This window comes from Sporomusa acidovorans (genome assembly GCF_900101845.1).
Classification (GTDB): domain Bacteria; phylum Bacillota; class Negativicutes; order Sporomusales; family Sporomusaceae; genus Sporomusa; species Sporomusa acidovorans.
In genome coordinates this window covers 47,542-67,324 of sequence record NZ_FNAM01000019.1, presented here as the reverse complement: position 1 = coordinate 67,324, position 19,783 = coordinate 47,542, and the positions used below count along the sequence as shown (strand labels likewise).

Below are 19,783 nucleotides of genomic sequence, written 5' to 3'. Positions count from 1 at the left end.
AGTGCAACGCAAGGTTTTACTGGTAGGTCTTTTTTTAGGACTGTTTTTTTCTTCACTGGACCAGACCATTGTCGGCACAGCTATGCCGCGAATTATCGGTGAACTTGGCGGGTTAAGCATCATGACCTGGGTGACTACGGTTTATATGCTGACTTCAACAACCGTTGTGCCGATTGCCGGCAAGCTGGCTGATGTGTATGGCCGCCGGCTTGTGTATGTATCGGGGATTATCCTGTTTATGATTGGTTCCGCCCTATGCGGCACTAGCCGAAATATGACGGAGTTAATTTTATTCCGGGGTTTACAGGGAATTGGTGGCGGCATTATGATGCCGCTGGCCATGACAATTGTTGGCGATATCTTTCCACCCCAGGAGCGTGGTAAATGGCAAGGGGCCATGGGAGCTATGTTTGGATTGGCGTCGATTGTTGGACCAAGCATCGGCGGCTGGCTGGTGGACTATGCCTCCTGGCAATGGGTGTTTTATATTAACCTGCCGATAGGGATACTGGCGGCGGTGACAATTTATCTTGGACTGCAGGGAGAAAAACGGTTTACGGATAAAGTAGTCATTGATTATGCCGGTGCCGTTAGTCTGATTATTGCCACAGTAACTATGTTGCTGGGGTTTAATTTAGGGGAGACAGACTATGCATGGCTATCCTGGCAGATTATTGGGCTGCTGGGAACAGCGCTTATTACCTGGATTATCTTTGCCTTAATAGAAAGTAGAGCTGAGGATCCGATTTTAAGTCTGGAGTTGTTCAAAAACAGGGTATTTTCGATTACCAATATAGTTGGATTTCTGATGGGGTTAGGAATGTTTGGTGCGTTTATGTTTTTACCGCTGTTTCTTCAGGGGGTTATCGGTGTCAGTGCAACCGCTTCCGGCAATGCTATGATCCCGATGATGTTTGCGATGATTGTTACCAGCATAATTGCCGGGCGAATTGTGACGAAAGTCAGTTTTCGCAGTATGTTTGCCGCAGGGATGGGGATTATGGCCCTGAGTTTTTATCTGCTGAGTACAATGACCATGGCTACTACCTTGTTTGTTGCCACTTTTTATATTGTTATCCTTGGTTTGGGTATGGGGATCATCATGCCAACGGTTACGCTGGCCGTGCAGAGTGCTTTTCCGCCTGAACAACGGGGTGTGGCAACGTCGGCTACCCAGTTCTTCCGCAGCATTGGCGGAACACTCGGAATGACAATATTGGGAGTTGTCTTTAATAATCATTCCCGCGCCATTATGGAGCAAGAGTTTTTTCCTGTTGTGCAGGGTGTTGCCGGTGTAACCGGCGGCGGTCCGTTGGCCGGAATCATAAATAAGGCCCATACTGATCCGCAAAGTCTGTTTAATATGCTTTTAAGCCCGGAAATGCTGAAAATGATTCCCGCCAATCTACAGCAGGTTTTATTGCCGCCGCTCAAAACAGCTCTGGCGGATTCACTGCACTTAGTTTTTTTGGTATCCATGTTTATTATTTTGGCCGGGGTGCTTATCAGTCTGTTTATGGGCAATGCCAAAGTTGAAAGTAAAGCAGACAGACCGGTAGTGGAAGAGGCCGGAGTCACACTGTTTGCCGAAGGGCTGGCCGCCGAAACGGAAATTGCGGCTGAATTGGTGCCCGACTTAATCGGCCGGGACAAGAGGGGAGACAAACCGGGAATCGAAGAATAACCGGGGTATTCGACCGCTGCTGCCTGGTGTAGCCGGCGGCCAGGGAACTAGGTGTTGCCACTGTCATTCATGGTAATCATCTCTTCACAATAATCCGCATGCGGTCTTAGCTTCTCATAATTTCTCGAGAAGCTAAGACGCGGGTCGATTTGTTTTATCAACATTTCGGTAGCATTTTCGTTAAACTTTTTACAAATTGTCCGGGTGTCGATTCCTAAAATTTTGCATGCCTCCAACGTCGGGCAAAAATTCCGGGAATGAAAAACAATTTGCTTGTCCGATCGTTTTACAATCGGGGCTTCTTCCGGGGTAATTTTGAATCATAATAACAGCGCCAAATCCATGGTTTCCTTCGCGTAAACTAATTTTAGCCTCTTCTAAAGCGATTTTCATATACTCATCCCAATTCATAGCTATTCCTCCCCCTAAAAATGATAAATATCATTATAGGATAGCAGAATATTGGGAAAAAGTCACTAATTATTGGAAGAGTGTGTTGGAAGAGTGGATAAATTACCCTAACTGATCGGCTAAGATATCTGCATACAATTCCTGAAGCCATTTTTTTTCCGCCTTGGCCGTTTCAATCATTCCTTTATAGATATACTGAACAGCGCGAGCGGTTTGGGGGGGGATTTCAGCAAAAGCCTGTTCTAAAACTTGAACTTTTTTTTCCGCATAGCTCAGTTTCTGGTGAATAACTGTGGCAATTTTCTTGCTGTCACCATAGCGGGCGAATACGAGAGCGGTATAGAGTGGGTCATAGTACTGTTCTTCTTTGCTCATTTGCTGCAAGAGTAGGTCCTGAAATTCATTCTTTCCTGCTTCGGTTATTCTGTAAAGCGTTTTATCAGGGCGTTTTTCTTCTTTGATTACTTGGGATACTTCGATAAAACCTTCATCCTTTAATTGTTCAACTGCATAATATAACGAGCCTTTATAAAAACTTACAAACTTATCCAGCTTCCGGATTTTCATGATATGCTGCATTTCATAAGGGTGTTTTTCGCCGCCCATCAATAAACCAAGGACAATCAATTTGACTGACATCTATAGCTCAGCTCCTATCCGATTTCAAAGTAAGCATACTCTATTATAGTACATTTCCCATAAATAGCTAAAGCGTTTTACTGGAAGCCGGTTGTATGAGCCGTGCATGCTGCTTGCTGTTTTCGTTTTCCACCGCTTTTTTATTTAAAAAAAAGCCTAATGGAACAGTCAGGGAAACGATAATGGCGGGAACGAGCATGGCATCATTAACGCTGGCAAGATAGGCTTGCTGCTGCAAGCTCATACCCAGCAATTCTTCCGCACAATAACGGGCCATAACGGCAGAGGAGGAAATACCGTGATGAATGACGGTGCTTTGCAGGTTCTTGACAGCAATGACTGTAGCACTGGACGACCAGTTCAAGGTTTCTGACAACCAGGCATTATGATAAATTTGCCGGTGCATCATAACATAGGTAATGAGCGCAATGCCGAATGAGCCGGCAATTTGGCGTACCACATTATTGATAGCCGAAGCCCGGGCTGCCAGCTGTTTCGGAATGGTATTGATGCCGGCTGTGGATACCGGCATCATTGCCAGACCCAGCCCAATCGCCCGTTTAACCAATATCCACTGCATATCGGTAAAGCTGGTATCGGCAGTCAGTGTGTGCAATTGATAACTATAATAGCCGGCAATGCTAAAGCCTGCAACGCAAAGCGGAGCTGCGCCAAATCGATCAAAAAGCCGTCCGCTGACCGGCATCATTAAGGCAATCGCCAGTGCACTGGGCATTGTGACCTGGCCTGACTGCAGTGCGGTTAAGCCGCGAATGTTTTGCGAATAGATGGGAATGAGAAACGTAATGGAATACATAGCGATATTAGATAATGAAACAGCCAGTATGCTGATGCAATATGTCCTGTTTTTTAAAAGCTGCAGGTCAATCAGCGGCTGTTCGGTGGTGTTTTCCCATAGTACAAAAAGAACCGATGCACCAACAGTATAAATAAGCAAACTAACAATATAAAGAGAGGTCCAGCCTTCGTCCTGTCCTTTACTTAAAGCCAACAACAAGGCAAAACAGGCCGAAGCACTAAGAATAAAACCAAGCACATCCAATTTTAACCCGGTTTTTTGCGGTGTTTCTCTTAAGATGATCAACCCCAGTACGATTGCGATTATACCAATGGGCAGATTGATCGTAAATATCCACTGCCAGCCCAGATGAACGACAATATAGCCTCCTAAAGTGGGACCAATACTTGGTGCGCCCATAGCCGAGACACCCCAGATTCCCATGGCCATACCCATTTTTTCACGCGGTACAATAATGCGAATCATGCTCATACTTACCGGCATGATAATTCCCCCGCCAATTGCCTGAATGACTCTGGCGAAGATCAAAAAATTATTGCTTGTTGCCGCGGCACAGAGCACTGATCCTCCGATAAAAATTGAAAGGGAAATTAAATAGATTCGTTTATTTCCAAAACGGTCGCATAAAAATCCGGTTACCGGTATGACCATGCCTGAAGTAAGCATATAGGCCGTTACCACCCATTGCACAGAATCGGCATCACCGCCAAAGGTCGCCCGCATTGTGGGTAAAGCCGTATTGACGATACTTGTGTCTAAAATGGCCATAAAACAACCCCAAATTAAGGTCATGACTTCCGGCCACGGAATTTTCTCCAGATTTTCCGGCTTTTTCATTATCTCACCCTGCAACATGGATTTTAACCGTAACATTCATTCCGGGAACAAGTTGGCAGCCCTGGTAGTCGTTAATATTGATTTTTACCGGAATCCGCTGCACAACCTTGGTAAAATTATCACCGGTATTTTTCGCAGGCAGCAAAGAAAACGTCGAGACTGTAGCCTTTGATAGGGAAATAACCTGTCCGGTAAAATGGACACCCGGAAAAGCATCTACAGTAAATTCGACCGTCTGGCTTGGTTTTATTTTTGTTAAATCTGTTTCTTCCACTTCGGCGGTAACATATAAGTTTTTCAAATCGGCCAACATCATAATGGGATACCCCGGTGTCCCGATTTCACCGACATGACCGCTTTTATTGATGACTGTACCGCTGATGGGGGATTTAATTACCGACAAATCAATATTAGTGCCGGATGACAGACTCAAATCGGTTTGGCGGATAATGTTCTGACCTTCTCTTACCATATCTCCTTCCTGGACATAGATATCGGTAATTTTTCCGGTTATTTGCGTACTGATGCTGACAATTGTGCCGTCAATCCGGGCATCATCGGTAACTACGTAATTAATCTGCATATACCAAAAATAGCCGGCTACTCCTGCCATAGTTAGCAGTATGACCGCTGTAACCGCCAGCAATAACTTTTTTTTCTTGTAGTCCATAGATTATTTACTCTCCTTATCCAATGCAGAAGTATCTAGTTTAGTATGGGATTTTACTTGAAAACCATAACCGGCATTCCTTCTGTAAGCATTTCCTGCCCGGAACTGACAATGTCTTCTCCGGCCTCAATTCCACTTTTAATAATGACATTAATTACATCGACGCTTTCGATGGATACTTCCTTACAGGAAACAATACCGTCTTTTACTGTCCAAACGCAGGTTTTGCCGTTTTTACTGATAACAGTTGTTTTGGGAACAACGATTTTCGTCTCCGGGTTTTCTTTCCACTGAATTTCAGCAAACATACCCGGTTTCAAACGATGATCCTGATTATCAATGAGCACTTTAACCAGGTAGGTTTTGGAAGCAGCGCCGCTTGCTTGTGCGATGTTTGTTACTAGGCCATTAAAAGGAATCGTTGAAACGGCGGCAATTGTTACCGGTAATTGATCGCCGATTTGAATTTGATTAATTTCTTCTGCTGCTACAGAAGCCATCATAAAAACTTTATCAAAATTTATTACCGAGAATAGCAGTACATCCGGACTGGCTAATTCGCCGATATTTACACTCTTTTCCGCAATGATACCGCTAATTGGAGAAACGATTAGACTATTTTGATAGTTTGCCAGAGCCAGCTGCAAATTGGCTTCTGCCTGCCTTACTTGTGCTGAGGCTCCGTTTAGGGCCAGCTCTTTTGCTTTGGCAAATGGAAGAGCATATTTGTTATCAAAATCAGCTCTGGCCAATGCCCCCTGTTCGACTAAAGCCTTATTACGTTCAAGGTTTTGTCGTTGTACAGCATAGTCGATTTGCGCTGTTTCCAACGAAGAGTAAGCAATTTCCACATTGGCCCGCGCCTGCTCCACGCTGGCGGCTAGTTCATGGGCTTCCAGCGTCAGTAAGGTATCTCCGGCTTTTACAGCACTTCCTAGATCCACATTGATTGAATCTATTTTACCGGATAGTTTAGATACAATATTTGCTGTTTCTAAAGCTTCCAGCTTGCCGCTAAAGTTGCTTCCCTTGTTGTTTTCCAGTTTTTCCGCTTTAATTGTATGCACTAAAACTTTATCATGATGGAAAAGCCAAGATGAAAATAGTCCAATGATTGATAGCAGGATAACAATCAATAGGATGATTACGATACGGTATCTTGGGATATTCATTTAGTTCACCCTTTTTATCTGTGTAAATTTAACTATTTAAATTTTACTATTAAAATTTAAATATGTACAGGACTTTTTTGCGCACTCTGCTGTATAGGCAAACGCAAAGGGAAAAGGGTTTTGTTAACAGAGGGAGAAAAACTAATACTAGGAATTTTCAAGGGAGATGAGGTTGTGAAATTACGCTTTGCCAAAATCGCGGTATTATTTAGTGTTGCAGGTGTGTTTTTTTCTTACCAGGCTCCAAGTGGCTTAAGCGTAACGGCGTGGCATTTGTTCGGTGTGTTTGTTGCCTTAATCCTGGGGCTTATCTTGCAACCATACCCTGAACCGACATTGCTGATGGTTATTACGACACTGGCAAGCATATTTGTATTACCTGTGCGGGAGATATTGTCCGGGTATACCGATGCCATGCTGTGGTTGACCCTGATTGCCATGATGATTGGTGTTGGTCTGAAAAAATCAGGGCTTACCCGGCGAATTGGACTTATATTAATCAGCCGGTTTGGCAAGACAACACTGCGGATTGGCTATATTTTAAGTTTCATTGATCTGGTGCTGGCTACCAGCACGCCGGCTTCACCGGCTCGGACCGGTGGTTTGGTTTATCCACTGGCCGAGGGGGTTATTGATGCCAGTAGTATCAGTAATCCCAATGGCAAGCAGCGGACAGGCGCTTATTTTACTTTGCTGGGTTATACCGCCAGTATGCTTACCGGCGGTTTGTTTATGACCGGTATGGGACCTAATCTAATTAATGCTAAGCTGGCACAGGATGTACTGGGTATCAGTATTAGTTGGCCATTATGGACCCTGGCGGCATTGCCGGGGTTTATCGGTTTTTTACTGACGCCTTATATTGTGTATAAGCTATGCCCGCCGGATATTACTTCGATGCTGGAAGTGCGGGCAAGAGCCGGTCGTGAATTGCTGGAGATGGGCCGCATTAGCGGCAACGAGTTGACAGCAGCCGGGATATTTTTAACAATCCTTATTTTATGGTCTACCAGTACGGTAACCCAAGTAGATAGTACCTTAGTAGCCTTTGTCGGCATATCGCTCATGCTGGTAACCGGCGTTCTCGAATGGGACGATTTGGCCGAAACGAAAGAAATGTGGTCATTTCTCATCTGGTTTGGGGCTATTTTGGGCTTTTCGGCAGCCTTGACCAAACTGGGATTTTTCAGTTGGTTTGCCGGGGTTATCAAGCTGCTGTTGCCAACTGCCGGACTGGGGCCCTATAGCATTTTGCTGCTAGCAGCGATGCTGGCTGTTGTGCCGCACTATTTTTTTGTATCATTAACCGGCTATGTTGTAGCCTTTTCACCGCTTGTTTTTTCGTTTGTTGCGGCTACCGATGTGCCAAGATACCCGGCCTTTTTTGTGTTGGCCTTTTTAATGGTTATCTCTTGTGCCTTGACCCACTATGGCAATGCCTTAGGGCCGCTTTTAATGGAAAAGGGCTATAATGATAAAAAGACCTGGTGGAGTGTTGGTACAATCATTACCCTATTGCATGTGGTGCTGTATCTCACAGTAGGAGTCTTTTATTGGCGGTTGCTTGGGTTATGGTATTAGCTCAGTTGACATTGGAAAATTTTTATTTATAATAGGGTATACTAACAAGATAGCCAGGGGGAAGGGGACGCAGCAATGATGATGGAATTTGAAGGAATTAAACCGGCACTTGATAAAAAAACATTTATTGCCGAAGGTGCTAAAGTTATTGGTGCAGTTACGATGAAAGAGTTTAGCAGTTTATGGTTTAATACTGTTGCCAGAGGGGATGTCAGCCGGATTGAAATCGGCCGGTATACCAATGTGCAGGATAACAGTGTTGTGCATGTTGCTGATGATTACCCGACGATAATTGGTGACTACGTTACGATTGGGCATAATGCCATTATTCATGGCTGTACTATTGAAGATCATTGTTTAATTGGCATGGGGGCAGTTGTCCTGAATGGTGCTGTGGTAGGTGAAGGCAGCATTATTGCTGCCGGGGCGGTAGTTAAAGAAAAGCAGGTTATTCCTCCCAATTCTTTGGTGGTTGGTATTCCCGCTAAAGTAGTAAGGTCTACGGAGGCGGAGCGGGAAAGTATTCATGCCCAGGCCATAAAGTACAAGACCCTGTGGACTGAACGCTATAAAGTAATGCCGGATGCTGGCGGCGAACGGTATCACGGTGAAACAATAGTATAATGGCTGAGGAGGCGGTTAGGATGAATCTGGATTTTATTTACAAACGGCATAGTGTAAGGAAATTTACTGAAGAACAAGTTCCGGAACAAACAATCAAAGAATTAATCAAGGCGGCGATTCATGCCCCTTCGGGCAAGAATCAGCAGAACTGGCATTTTGTTGTTGTTACCAACAAAGAAAAAATCGCCGAGATTGCCCGGATTGTCGAGATGAAAAACGCCGAATTGAGTACATATTTGCGTGATGAAGCAAAGATTAAGGGCTTTAAGGGAACTGTGGGCTATCATACGGTGTTTAAAGGGGCACCTGTATTGGTTCTTGTGTATGCCGGTCCTTATGACACCATCGCGGATATGCTTTTGGCTGACGGAGTTATGCCGCGCGAAGAAGCGATAAAATACACGAAACCCAATCCAGGTATTCAAAATATCGCGGCTGCGCTGGAAAATCTGCAGCTGGCTGCCGCTAATCTAGGGTACGGAACTTGCTGGATGACCGGTCCGACCTACGCGGCCGAAGAGATTTCGGCATATATTGGTTTTAAAAAAGACGGCTACCATCTGGCCGCCATGTCGCCGCTGGGCGTACCGGCAACTGATAAATTATCCTCACCACCGCGTAAACCGCTGGAAGATGTTTTAACGATCATTAGCTAAAAGAAAAATCCGGATAGCCGGATTTTTTTGTTTTTACCCAGTCAGAATCGACTGGATAAGTGCAACCGGCGGCTAGCGCTTTCGCCAAAGACTCGGCGTTAGCCGGGTTTTCTAAGAGTGAAGTTGCAGCAGCACTTCTTTTACAGATGTTACTTTAATTTCACTTTACGGAAATACTATTAACAACTAGCAACATGTAAACGGAGGCTCAGTTATCGCTAATGGAACAAGCAATCCAGGAGATCGTTAGTGATATAGGTTCATATGGCTATTTCACTATTTTTACGGCCATGTTGCTGACCGGCATTGGCCTGCCTTTGCCAGGGGAAATAACCCTGGCTTTTACCGGCTATTTGGTGTATAGTGGCCAATTTGAAATGATCCCTGCCATAGCCGCTGCAGCGTCCGGAGATTTGCTGGGGGCCGTCATTGGTTATGGAATGGGGTTTTTTGGCAGAACAAAAGTTATCAGGCAGCATTTTTCTTTCCTGATGCCAGCCGATTCTAAGTTGGTAAATGTTGAAAAGTGGCTGAATAAATATGGCGTTTTTGCCGTTTTCTTCGGACGGATTCTGCCTGTTATCCGTGGTGCTATTCCGATTCCCGCCGGTTTTGTCCAAATGAATGGGCGGGCCTATGTTTCGGGCCTTTTTATTAGTTCGTTGATTTGGTGCGGTGCTCTTATTGTTTTGGGGCTGGGGTTGGGGTATAACTGGCAGAAGCTAGCCGGGTTTAGTCATTCGGTGGGATTGTCGGCGATGGCCGTGCTGGCCGTCGCGCTTCTAACCTGGTACTTTTCTTTTTTGCGCAAAAAATTAAAATAACTTGTCAGTTATTTATGGTTATGGTAACAGGGATTTTCCTAAGGCTTAGGGAAATCAAATACCATAGTTTTAGTGAATTGAATGTTGGTGCGAGGGGGACTAATGCGTGGAGGCCTATGAAAAGATTCATAGATTGCATGAGTTGATTGAGACCAGAACCGTAGCTGACCTGCCAGGCCCCTATAAGGTAGGTGTCGACCTGGGAACGGCTGATGTTGTACTGGTTGTTACCGACGAAACGGGTAATCCGGTAGCAGGCAGTATGCGTTGGGCCTCAGTGGTTAAGGATGGTTTGGTTGTTGATTTTCGGGGAGCTATGGTGATTGTCGAAGAGTTGAAGGCCGAAGTTGAAGAACTGATGGGGGTTACCTTAGAAAAAGGGGCTACTGCCATTCCGCCGGGAACCGTCGGGCGGAATGCGATGGCCTGTGGGCATGTGATTGCCGGAGCCGGTTTGGAGCCAGTCTGTCAGGTAGACGAACCGGTGGCCGCAGCCGAAGCTCTGGGCATTACCCATGGTATTGTCGTCGACATTGGCGGCGGCACGACCGGTATTGCTGTTTTACGCAATGGGGAATTGGTTTTTACGGCCGATGAACCGACAGGCGGCACACATGTGTCTTTGGTTTTGGCCGGTGCCTATAAGATCTCATTCGAAGAAGCGGAACTACTGAAACGTGATCCCGCACAGCATCGCAAAATTATGCCGGTTATTCTGCCTGTTGTGGAAAAAATGGCTACTGTGGTCAAAAACATGCTAATCGGTTATGAAGAGTTTAGTGATTATCCTGTTTACGTTGTGGGCGGCACTGCTTATTTGCAGGGATTTGAAACCGAGTTTGGCAAAGCGTTTGGGAGAAAGGTACATGTACCCCCCCATCCTTTGCTGGTAACACCGCTGGGAATTGCTATGTTTGGCTAAGGATATAGAATTTTATTGACTAAATGCTTTAACATTTTGCGCAAATACATCAATTGGCAGGAAAATATTTTTATCTGTTGAATGTGATAGGATGTAAGAGCTAAAATTTAATAACGCCACCATACAGGTGCCTCTTAGCAATAAGGGGAGAATAGGGAAGTTCGGAAGGATTGATAAAGGAGACTTAGCTTCAGGTGGGGTTTTACCCCATCTGAAGGTTAGTCGCTCTTATCCAGGGACTTAGCCGCTCTTATTCCCACTTTTAGAAGATGGGAATCTTAGAGCGGGTTAGTCTCAGGGCAAATCCTTAAACGACGCGGTCGCGCCACTGTAATCGGGGAAGAATGCCTTTAACATGCCACCGGCAATCCGGGAAGGCAAGGTATTCTTAAGATCCGTAAGCCAGGAGACCTGCCTGTTTTGGCTGTTATTTACCTCCGCGCCAGAGGTAGTACCAGAAGGACAGGATTAGATACTAAGCTCCTAGCCCTTTTGGGCTAGGAGTATTTATATTGGCGCAGAAATAGGAGGCGGGCAAATAGTATGAGTATGCAGGATTTTATTGTTGCTATTGGGGTAGTGGTCAACGCCATACCAGGGGGATTATATGCTTTGACCTTTGGATTTGCGTCTGTGCCTACGGCGGCGGGCTTTATCATTGGCGCCATAGGTTGCGGAGCACTGGGAATTGTGGCCCCTATTTCCTTTCAGGCCGAAACGTTAACGTTGGTAGGAACTATGGGACGTACGGTCCAGGAGCGAATTTCGATGGTTTTTCTGGAAGGCGCCATTTTGCTTATTGTCGGGCTGGCAGGCATGTTTAAAGCGCTTGTTGCTTTTATTGGCCCGGTAATTACCAATGCCATGATGGCCGGCGTTGGCATTATACTGGCGAAAGTCGCGGTGGAAATGACGGTGAGAAATCCCCGCGTCGGCAGTGTTTCGATTATTACGGCGGTTATGAGTTATTATCTTACCCCTAACCCGGCGGATAAGCTGATTTATGCAATTATTAGCTGTGTCGCCGTTTCGTCGCTTGTCAGCGTGTGGCTAAAAAGGCACCGGCAGGTGGCGGTTGCTCCGGTGCGTGAACGGTTTGTTTTACAAAAACTATCCTTTACCAAGAATGTGATTCGGGGGGCGCTGGGGTTAAGTGCGCTTAATGTTGGTGCCAATATTGCCTTCGGCAATATTACTGCCCAGACACTGGCCAAGACGGAAGTAAACCTGGATCATCTGACAATTATCAGCAGTATTGCTGATATTGTATCCTCGCTTTTTGGCGGTGCGCCGGTACAGGCTATTATTTCAGCTACAGGAGCGGCGCCGCATCCGGTTGCCGCCGGCGTACTCATGATGGTCATTATGGCGGTTATTCTGGCGGCTGGGCTGCTGGTCAAGATCGGCAGGTATGTGCCCAATGAATCCATTGCCGGTTTTCTTTTGGTATTGGGGGCTGTTGTAACCGTACCGGTCAATGCCAGTCTGGCATTTGCCGGCGGTGTGGGAAGTGTTGATACCATTATTGGTGGTGTAGCCATGACGGTGACGGCAATTGCCGATCCGTTTATGGGAATGGTTGCCGGTTTGTTGGTAAAGGCGCTGATTAGTATGTTTGGCCTGTGACCAGAAAAAGGAAGTGGTGCTTCAAAGTTTATTGTAAAAATACCTCACATGAGGTATAGACAGTAGCGCGGTTTCGTAGTACGCTATAGCCAATGGAAGAATTTAGTCGATGCAACCTTAGTATCACCATAGTCTAAATACATATATAACTAGATGCTGCAAATAGCTTGTTCATGTATACAAGGTATCTCCGGAAAAAGAGCTGCTTGTTCCGCGGTGACAAGAGAAGGATTTGCAGGCATTCGTGCGTCCTCTCCCGGAACCCGGGAGAGGATTTTTCGCATACCGGAACCAACAACCGCATAAAGCCAGAGACAGGTGCCCTTCGGGGCTTAAAAGGGAAGTTTGGTGCGAAGCCAACACGGTCCCGCCACTGTAACGGGGAGCAATCCTGCGAAGATACCACTGGGGCTTAGGCTCTGGGAAGGTGCAGGAACGCCATGAACCGCAAGTCAGGAGAACTGCCTGTCTGACAATCACCGTTGTATGGTGTCAACGCTAACCCGCTCTATAGGGTTAGGGCTGATACGGTACGCAACCTACGAGCGATGGGAGAGGGGATTACGGCATGTGACCGGATGTAATCCGGCCGCTGGCGTAACAAGCATAACTCCCGCAAGGGAGTTTTTTAATTGCGCCGGCCGGGACATGATGTGAAGTTGGACAGGCTTGCCAAACCAATACAACATACTATATACAACGTGCCTGCAAACTTCTTTAATGCGGAATATATAGCAAGGAGTTGATTGCGTGAAAAAACTACAGCCGCTAACCGGTACACTGATAGCGCTGCTCACAGTTGCGCTTTTCACTGCCGCCGGATTGTCAGCGCCCGCCCCGGTCCAGGCCGCCAAAGCCCCGGACAAGCCGGCGGCAGCCGTCGGCTACGTCAACCGTCAGCAAATCCTTAATGCCTACCCCGGCATCCAGGACCTGCTGCAGCAGATTCAGACCATGCGCCAGGCGGCCCAGAAAGACTATGACGCCAACGCCAAAGACCTGCCGGCGGTGGACAGGAAAGCCTACAATGATAAAATTGCTCTGGAAGAAGCCCGGCGGGAGGATAAACTGATGAAGCCCGTGGCCGACAAGATCGGCGCGGCCATTAAGGCCGTCGCCGGGGAAAAAGGCTTGCCCGTCATTATCGACGCCACTGTCGTGGTCTACGGCGGTATCGACATTACCGCCGACGTGATCGCCAAGGTGAAACAATAGGTGTGATACAGCCTAATCCGCCGGCTTGTGCATGATGACGATGCACAGGCCGGCTGTTATAGGAATCTTTGCTAAGGAGGTGAGGTGTTTCAAATGCATGGCATGGAAATGGCCTCAGCAGCCCAAAAGCTGTTGAAGGTCGTAAGTAACAAATACAAACAGGGAGAGTGAGTGTTTATGTCCAGTATTGTAGCGGTAACTGCCTATGATTACAGCAGCGGCACCGGTAAAGGCGATGCGAGCGTTGCCCGTTACGCCGGCGGTACCAGCGGCACGGTGATTGAAACAAAAACAGGTGTGGTCACCCAGTATACCGACTCCGGCAGTACGGTACTGCTGCCTGGCGATACCAAGGTATTCCATTTCAGAAACAGCTCTGGTGTGGATCAGGCCCTGATCGCAGCAACCCAGTGGAGCGGCGGGACGCCTGTATGTAAATACCTGATTTTCACCGGCACCGTTCCTGCCACCATCCCGTCCGGCTATAACTGGGGCACCCCGGTATACGGTCCGGTAAACTGGGCCATTGGCAGCACCGCCTTGGCAAACCTGTATAAAATCCAGACAACGACCATCAGCGGCACCTTCTACATCTACGGCATTGACTACGACGCCGCCATTGCGTTCCGTCTCGCAGCCAGCGGCTCTACTTATAATTTAGATACCACCAACTATTTCACCTTTGCCAAACCAACGACAGCCGGCGAAGGCCGCGGCGTGGATTTGCAGATTGACTGACGGCAGCAACGTGTACACGCTGTATATCAGCGGCACCAATCTGACGTCGGGACCGCCTAATGCTTCTTATCTCAACAGCACGGTGGTCAAAACGGATTTAACCTTCGGCAGCGCGACCTATAAGGGACCGCATGGCTCGACAACGTCACCGGGCACCGGCGAAGTTTGGCCGGCGGAAAATGCCTTCAGCATTCAGCCCTATGGCACGAATTTACTGCTGGTCGCTGTCGGCGGTCCGCAGCATTACGACAGCAGTTGGAACCCGAATTCCCGTATTCAGAAAGTCGTTCTCAGCGATTTGACAGTGACTAACTTGCTTCGGGCCGCTACAACCGCTGAAGGTTCGTCTAAACCCAACGATTGCTATGATTTCCGGGCGCTGACTTTCAGCAGTGACGGCAGTCAAGCATATCTTTTAACTGGTAAGTATAACAGCAGCTACGTGATGAACTGGCGGCTGTATTCTACCGATGTGGCTACCATTCTCGGTGCCAGTAATGCTTTGGTCAGCACGCTGGTGGCATCTGAGGGTATAACCTTTATAACTAATGCAGATAACCTAACCGGCTATCTGTGGGCGCTGCTCTATTCGGAAAATACGGAAACCACCTGGTTCTCCCAGGGCAATCAGTTGGCCATCTTCAATGCGGACGGCCAGGTCGGCAATGCGGCGGGCATCACCAGCCTGAGTACGCTGGGCAGCAGCGCCAGCCTCAATGCCGTTACGATTTACAACCCCGAAGAAGCACCAACGGGGCGTCCTTTGAAAGGGTATGAGGCGCCGGCCTTTGCCTCCAATACGGCGGCGGCCTTCATCGAACGCAAGCGTCTGCTCGACCAGGTGGCGGCAGCTAAGGAATGACCCCGGTTTCCTGCGGAGGGGAAGCAATTCCTCTCCGCTTTTTGAAGTTTACGCAGTAAGGAGAGAAAACGGTTGAGGAAGAAACAAGATGACAGGAAACAAGGCAACATCCTCCTGACGGCCTTGATAGCGGCCGCTCTGTTCTGTGTTACGCCGCCGGCGCAGGCGGCGCCGATATTAAACGACGGTACGCCGGACCGGACGAATATGATCAATCAGGATCTGACCATTAACTCGGGGGAAACAGTGACAACCTGGTCAGGCACCAAGGAACGCCCCAATTCTGTTAAATATAACGGCAACATTCTGATCAACAGCGGTGGTATCTGGCGGCCGATGGACGCCAAAGCCATTAACGTCTATGGGTCGTTTGAACTAGACAGCGGCGCGCTGCTGGACCTGTCGTATAAATACGGTGAAAACTATCCGGATAATCCGTGGGGAACATATGATAGTACAAACTTGGCGTCGTCTCGTAATTTTTTAACTTACGGGACGACGATTCTGCATGACGGCTCCATAATCCGTCTGAACGTGGGCGGGGGAAATGAAACTGCTAATTTAAGTGATAAATTAGTGTTTAACAACCTGCAGTTGGCGGCGGATGAAACGGCGGCGACCGTGCGATTGCAGATCCGCTACAATAAAAATACCGGCGGGCTGGGAGAGCAAAACAGCACGGCTAATTTCTGGGATTCGGCGACGGCAAGCGTTTATTCCGGAACAATTAACGAGCTCATTACCATCAACAACCTCACCGAGACAATCGACGACAATCTGAATTTTTCTGCGGAAACGTATTATATGGATAGTTCCTTGAACAAGTATTTATTTGCGCCGACATTAACTTCTGTTGAAAGTACTTATGAGGGTGTTACTACAAAGAACTATAATTTAGACTGGACGGCCACCCGTACTGATCTGGTCTCCCAGGGCGTGTTCAGCGCGGCCAATGCCCAGCTGTCTATGCGCAACCTGTGGCGGATGGAGGATGGCCTGTTTTGGAAACGGGGTGAAGAACTGCGCGCTGCCAACCGGCTAGGACAGAGCGGCAAAGCGAGTGGCACCGACGGTGCCTGGGCACAAATCTGGCGCGGCCAGTATGACTTTGCCGGTGCTTATGGTTCGGATTTCAGCCAGAGCTATAACGGCATCCAGGTGGGATATGACAAACAGCGCGAAGGGAACCTGTTCGGCGGCAAAGTGTATACCGGCTTATTCCTCAGTATGCTTAACTCCAATGCCGATTTCCATCAGCACACCCTTTCCAGCGGCAGCGATGAAGCGTTGTACAGTAGCTCGGCTGGCGATTTAAAAAGCGGCGGCATCGGCCTCTACACCACCTGGGTCGGCGACAAAGGCCATTATCTCGATTTCACCGTTCGCGGCTCCAAACTCAGCAATAATTATAAGTACTTTGATTCGGATGATTCCCTACATGAAAACGATTACGGCACCTGGGCTTATGGTGCCGGTCTCCGCTACGGCTACCAGAAAGAATTGCCGGGCGGCTGGTTTGTAGAACCCCAGGCCGGCCTGTCTTACGGTACGGTGAAAGGCTACAGCTATACCCAGGACAATAACATGCGCTACAACCAGGAAGAGATGAAGATGCTTCTTGGGCGCTTCGGCGTTACTGCCGGCCGCAACTTTACCACTGGCGACAGGCGCGGTACGGTCTATGCCAAAGTCGCCGTTAACCATGATTTTCAGGACGGCGGTAAGGCGAATGCCGAAGCCCTGACGTGGAATAAAAATTTGAACGGTGGAACTGGCGGGTGGGAAGTAGGAGCCACCTTGCCGATGAATACCCTGGCTGGCAAGGACACCTGGTATGAATTCGCCTTGGGCACTACGCTGCAGACAGGCAAAGGCCAGAACGCCTTTGTCGAGCTAACCAAAACCACCGGCGGCAAGGTCAATACCGACTGGCAGGTTAATGCCGGCATGTCTTGGCGCTTTAACGGCCCGTCGTCTGTTGACCGGGCCGACGACCGCAGCGCGGCCTTGGACCGCAATATGACGGCGCTGGAAAAATCGCTGGCAGCCAAGACTGTGTCTGGGTCGCAGGCAACAATCGCAGAGGCAACCGGAAAGGAACAAGCAGATGAGGCCCTGCCAAACGGTCAGACCGTCTTAACAGATACGCCAGCCATCCCGGCAACAACTATGGGAGGGGACAGCCTGACACCGGCTAACACAGGAGCCTCACAGGCAAAAAACACAATTTCAAGTGGTCAGGCGGGACAAGTTGGTCAGACAGAGCAGAGCAATAATACCAGCCGGTCAGAACCTGTAAGCAGACCGGTGGTCGGCGAAACAGCTATCGACAGCAGCGAACCCGGCAGCTTCACCCTGGCGCCGCTGGTTGTCGAAGCCCAGCGTCCCGACTGGGAGAAGAAGCTTTCTCCCGGTACGGTGTCGGTCATCCATGTGCCCGAATACAAGGGTGAAATGAAAAACCTGCCTGATTTGTTACAGACCGTGCCTGGCGTGTATGTCCAAAGATTGCAGGGCACCGGCCACTATACCGTGGCCCGCGTTCGCGGCTCAACCGGCGGCGAAGTCAACATCTATGTCGACGGTGTGCTGGTCAATTCCAATGCCGATGCCGCCGTGGACCTGTCCACCATCCCCATTGAAAACGTCGAACGCATCGAAGTCTACCGCGGTTATGTCCCGGCTCGCTTCGCCGGCTCGCCCTTAGGCGGCGCCATCAACATCATCACCAAGAAACCGACCGATACCAAGGGCAGCATTACCACCGGTATGCGTTCCTTTAACGGCTATACCGGCAACCTGGAACTGACGGCACCCGCCGGCAGCGGCAGCCTGTTGTTCGCTCTCAACCGCGATCAGGCTAAAGGCGATTTCAAATATGACCATTTTTCTTCTTCGGTTTTGGATGCAGCAACGGGGAAACCCTGGACTGTGACAAGAAACCGCCTCAATAACGACTATCAGAACACCGACGCCCTCCTGAAATGGCAGGACGACAACTGGTTCGCCAAGCTGACCTATAAGAAGAATAGCACCAGCTTGCCCGAATCGGCCATGGACCGGTATGCCGATGCTCCCATCGAAGAAATCGACACCACCAATCCTAACTGGAGTCAATACCGGCAGCGGCAGCTCGATACGACCAAGACCGAATTCCTGCTGGGCCGTCGGCAGACCGCCGGCAATCTGGAATGGGGCTGGAAATTAGGCACCTCCTATCAACTGAAGCAAGCGGCCAGTTCGCAGTATAAAGCGGCTAATGGCAACTATTTCCTGACTCTGGATAACGAGTTCCGCAACCGGCGCTATGAAGGCGCCATCGACGGCAGTTGGAAAGTATGGGACAATCACGTGGTGGAATTCCTGTTCGACTATGCCAAGGAGAGCATGGATGTCTCTATCAGCAATCCGAATGCCTGGCCACCTTCCGTTTCCAGCGTGACCAGTGACATGAAATATTATAAAAAATATTTCGTGCCTCACTACGACAACCACAACATGTACTTCCAGGTGCAGGACACCATGACGCTCAACCGGAGCGGCAACCTGTTCTTCACTCCCCAATTCAAAGCGCAGAAGTGGGATATGTCCACCCTGAACCAGATTGGCGACCCCGACATCGGCCGTTGGCTCTATTCCTACGGCTTGGCACTCAAAAAAGTGCAGAACGAGCACTGGACCTTCCGCGGCACCTACGGCACCTATCATAAATTCCCCAACTTCTACGAGCTGTTCGGCGATGGCGTCAATGTCAAGTCCCGCTGGGAAATCTATCGGAACGGCTATACCTCATTCCTGCAGGATTCCTTAATCGAGCGCGGCACCAGCTGGGACGTCAGCGCCAACTGGCAGGGCAAGGCCCTGGCAGCGGACAGCGACGTTACCCTGACCTATTTCAACCGCCGTTCCAAGAACCTGAGCACCTACGCCCTCGACCCCTACGGCTTCGGCTACTACTCCAACCTGGCGGCCGGCAAGATCCAGGGTGTGGAACTGGAAAGCAAAATGAAGTGGCGGCGCTGGGACCTGCTCTTAGCAGCCACCTGGAACGATTCGTTGGTGACGAAAAGCGGCAAAGACAGCCTGGTGACCAAGTCGGAAGCCAATGCCGGCAATCCCTTCCCCTGGATACCGGAGTGGGAGTACAATGTGCGCCTGGGCTACCGCTTCCCCGGCGACAAGCTCAGCGCCTTTGTGGAATACCACTATCTGGACGAGGTGGGGACCGCGAGAACCTACAGCGATGGCAATATGATCACTACCATGAATGAATCGCTGGGCCTGACCAATGTCGGCCTGAAATATGATTTTAATAAAACAATCAAACTGACGGCCGGTATCAACGATTTGTTCAATAAAGGACCGGATCAGCTCTGGCACTATTATAGCCCGACGGCTACGGGGTCGGCCTCCAACGGCTACGGCAATGTCCAGTATCCGCAGCAAGGCCGGACCTATTACGCCACCGTACAATATTTCTTCTAACCGGCTGTCCGGTGTGC

16 protein-coding genes and 2 riboswitches are annotated in these 19,783 nt (G+C 48.8%); of the genes, 11 read left to right on the top strand and 5 right to left on the bottom strand.

Annotation, left to right across the window (positions count from 1 at the left end):
* Position 1 precedes the first annotated feature (1 nt).
* A complete protein-coding gene (locus BLR65_RS14255; protein WP_211285272.1) occupies positions 2-1,684 on the top strand; it encodes an MDR family MFS transporter in 1,683 nt (560 codons plus the stop codon).
* Between the two features lie 189 nt (positions 1,685-1,873).
* On the opposite strand, the gene BLR65_RS14250 is transcribed toward BLR65_RS14255, so the two are convergent.
* From BLR65_RS14250 to BLR65_RS14230, 5 genes are all read right to left on the bottom strand, one after another.
* Entirely contained in the window at positions 1,874-2,095 is a 222-nt protein-coding gene (locus BLR65_RS14250; RefSeq protein ID WP_093794854.1) for a tRNA-specific adenosine deaminase, read from the bottom strand.
* A 102-nt stretch (positions 2,096-2,197) separates the two neighbouring features.
* Positions 2,198-2,734 carry a PadR family transcriptional regulator gene (locus tag BLR65_RS14245; RefSeq protein WP_093794853.1) on the bottom strand — a complete coding sequence of 179 codons (537 nt, stop codon included), beginning with the start codon at positions 2,732-2,734 and terminating at the stop codon, positions 2,198-2,200.
* A 67-nt stretch (positions 2,735-2,801) separates the two neighbouring features.
* Positions 2,802-4,427, bottom strand: a complete 1,626-nt coding sequence (locus BLR65_RS14240) for a DHA2 family efflux MFS transporter permease subunit (RefSeq protein WP_218130637.1) — start codon at positions 4,425-4,427, stop codon at positions 2,802-2,804.
* Positions 4,396-5,061: an HlyD family secretion protein gene (locus BLR65_RS14235; protein WP_093794852.1), complete on the bottom strand. Its 666-nt coding sequence runs from the start codon at positions 5,059-5,061 to the stop codon at positions 4,396-4,398. Before BLR65_RS14235 ends, BLR65_RS14240 begins: the two co-directional genes overlap by 32 nt.
* A gap of 53 nt (positions 5,062-5,114) precedes the next feature.
* Positions 5,115-6,233, bottom strand: coding sequence for an efflux RND transporter periplasmic adaptor subunit (locus BLR65_RS14230; RefSeq protein WP_093794851.1), 1,119 nt, complete (start codon positions 6,231-6,233; stop codon positions 5,115-5,117).
* Between the two features lie 174 nt (positions 6,234-6,407).
* Here BLR65_RS14230 and BLR65_RS14225 point away from each other — a divergent pair, with 174 nt between their 5' ends.
* From BLR65_RS14225 to BLR65_RS14180, 10 genes are all read left to right on the top strand, one after another.
* The gene (locus BLR65_RS14225) at positions 6,408-7,814 is read left to right on the top strand and encodes a DASS family sodium-coupled anion symporter (RefSeq protein WP_245692790.1); all 1,407 of its coding nucleotides are present in this window, start codon (positions 6,408-6,410) and stop codon (positions 7,812-7,814) included.
* Positions 7,815-7,895: 81 nt separating this feature from the next.
* Entirely contained in the window at positions 7,896-8,438 is a 543-nt protein-coding gene (locus BLR65_RS14220) for a gamma carbonic anhydrase family protein (protein WP_211285274.1), read from the top strand.
* Positions 8,439-8,458: 20 nt separating this feature from the next.
* Positions 8,459-9,094 (top strand): nitroreductase family protein, encoded by a 636-nt coding sequence (locus BLR65_RS14215; protein WP_093794850.1) that lies wholly within the window; start codon positions 8,459-8,461, stop codon positions 9,092-9,094.
* Positions 9,095-9,315: 221 nt separating this feature from the next.
* The gene (locus BLR65_RS14210) at positions 9,316-9,918 is read left to right on the top strand and encodes a DedA family protein (RefSeq protein WP_093794849.1); all 603 of its coding nucleotides are present in this window, start codon (positions 9,316-9,318) and stop codon (positions 9,916-9,918) included.
* Positions 9,919-10,024: 106 nt separating this feature from the next.
* A complete protein-coding gene (gene eutJ / locus BLR65_RS14205; protein ID WP_093794848.1) occupies positions 10,025-10,840 on the top strand; it encodes an ethanolamine utilization protein EutJ in 816 nt (271 codons plus the stop codon).
* 108 nt (positions 10,841-10,948) lie between these two features.
* Positions 10,949-11,273: riboswitch (cobalamin riboswitch) on the top strand.
* Positions 11,274-11,383: 110 nt separating this feature from the next.
* A complete protein-coding gene (locus tag BLR65_RS14200) occupies positions 11,384-12,466 on the top strand; it encodes a guanine permease (protein ID WP_093794847.1) in 1,083 nt (360 codons plus the stop codon).
* A gap of 299 nt (positions 12,467-12,765) precedes the next feature.
* Positions 12,766-12,949: riboswitch (cobalamin riboswitch) on the top strand.
* 267 nt (positions 12,950-13,216) lie between these two features.
* Positions 13,217-13,681: an OmpH/Skp family outer membrane protein gene (locus BLR65_RS14195; protein WP_093794846.1), complete on the top strand. Its 465-nt coding sequence runs from the start codon at positions 13,217-13,219 to the stop codon at positions 13,679-13,681.
* Between the two features lie 177 nt (positions 13,682-13,858).
* Complete coding sequence (locus BLR65_RS14190; protein WP_093794845.1) at positions 13,859-14,419, top strand: hypothetical protein; 561 nt, start codon at positions 13,859-13,861, stop codon at positions 14,417-14,419.
* A complete protein-coding gene (locus BLR65_RS14185; protein WP_093794844.1) occupies positions 14,412-15,281 on the top strand; it encodes a hypothetical protein in 870 nt (289 codons plus the stop codon). The genes BLR65_RS14190 and BLR65_RS14185 overlap by 8 nt, the downstream gene beginning before the upstream one ends.
* A 72-nt stretch (positions 15,282-15,353) precedes the next feature.
* Positions 15,354-19,766: a TonB-dependent receptor domain-containing protein gene (locus BLR65_RS14180; protein WP_093794843.1), complete on the top strand. Its 4,413-nt coding sequence runs from the start codon at positions 15,354-15,356 to the stop codon at positions 19,764-19,766.
* The last annotated feature ends 17 nt before the right edge of the window (positions 19,767-19,783 follow it).

What these genes read in the sequence shown, in the direction of transcription:
- BLR65_RS14220 (WP_211285274.1), top strand. Translation starts at nt 7,896, where the DNA reads ATGGAATTTGAAGGAATTAAACCGGCACTTGATAAAAAAACATTTATT.
- BLR65_RS14200 (WP_093794847.1), top strand. Translation starts at nt 11,384, where the DNA reads ATGAGTATGCAGGATTTTATTGTTGCTATTGGGGTAGTGGTCAACGCC.
- BLR65_RS14235 (WP_093794852.1), bottom strand. Translation starts at nt 5,061, where the DNA reads ATGGACTACAAGAAAAAAAAGTTATTGCTGGCGGTTACAGCGGTCATA.
- BLR65_RS14250 (WP_093794854.1), bottom strand. Translation starts at nt 2,095, where the DNA reads ATGAATTGGGATGAGTATATGAAAATCGCTTTAGAAGAGGCTAAAATT.
- BLR65_RS14215 (WP_093794850.1), top strand. Translation starts at nt 8,459, where the DNA reads ATGAATCTGGATTTTATTTACAAACGGCATAGTGTAAGGAAATTTACT.
- BLR65_RS14245 (WP_093794853.1), bottom strand. Translation starts at nt 2,734, where the DNA reads ATGTCAGTCAAATTGATTGTCCTTGGTTTATTGATGGGCGGCGAAAAA.
- BLR65_RS14240 (WP_218130637.1), bottom strand. Translation starts at nt 4,427, where the DNA reads ATGTTACGGTTAAAATCCATGTTGCAGGGTGAGATAATGAAAAAGCCG.
- BLR65_RS14210 (WP_093794849.1), top strand. Translation starts at nt 9,316, where the DNA reads ATGGAACAAGCAATCCAGGAGATCGTTAGTGATATAGGTTCATATGGC.
- BLR65_RS14190 (WP_093794845.1), top strand. Translation starts at nt 13,859, where the DNA reads ATGTCCAGTATTGTAGCGGTAACTGCCTATGATTACAGCAGCGGCACC.
- BLR65_RS14230 (WP_093794851.1), bottom strand. Translation starts at nt 6,233, where the DNA reads ATGAATATCCCAAGATACCGTATCGTAATCATCCTATTGATTGTTATC.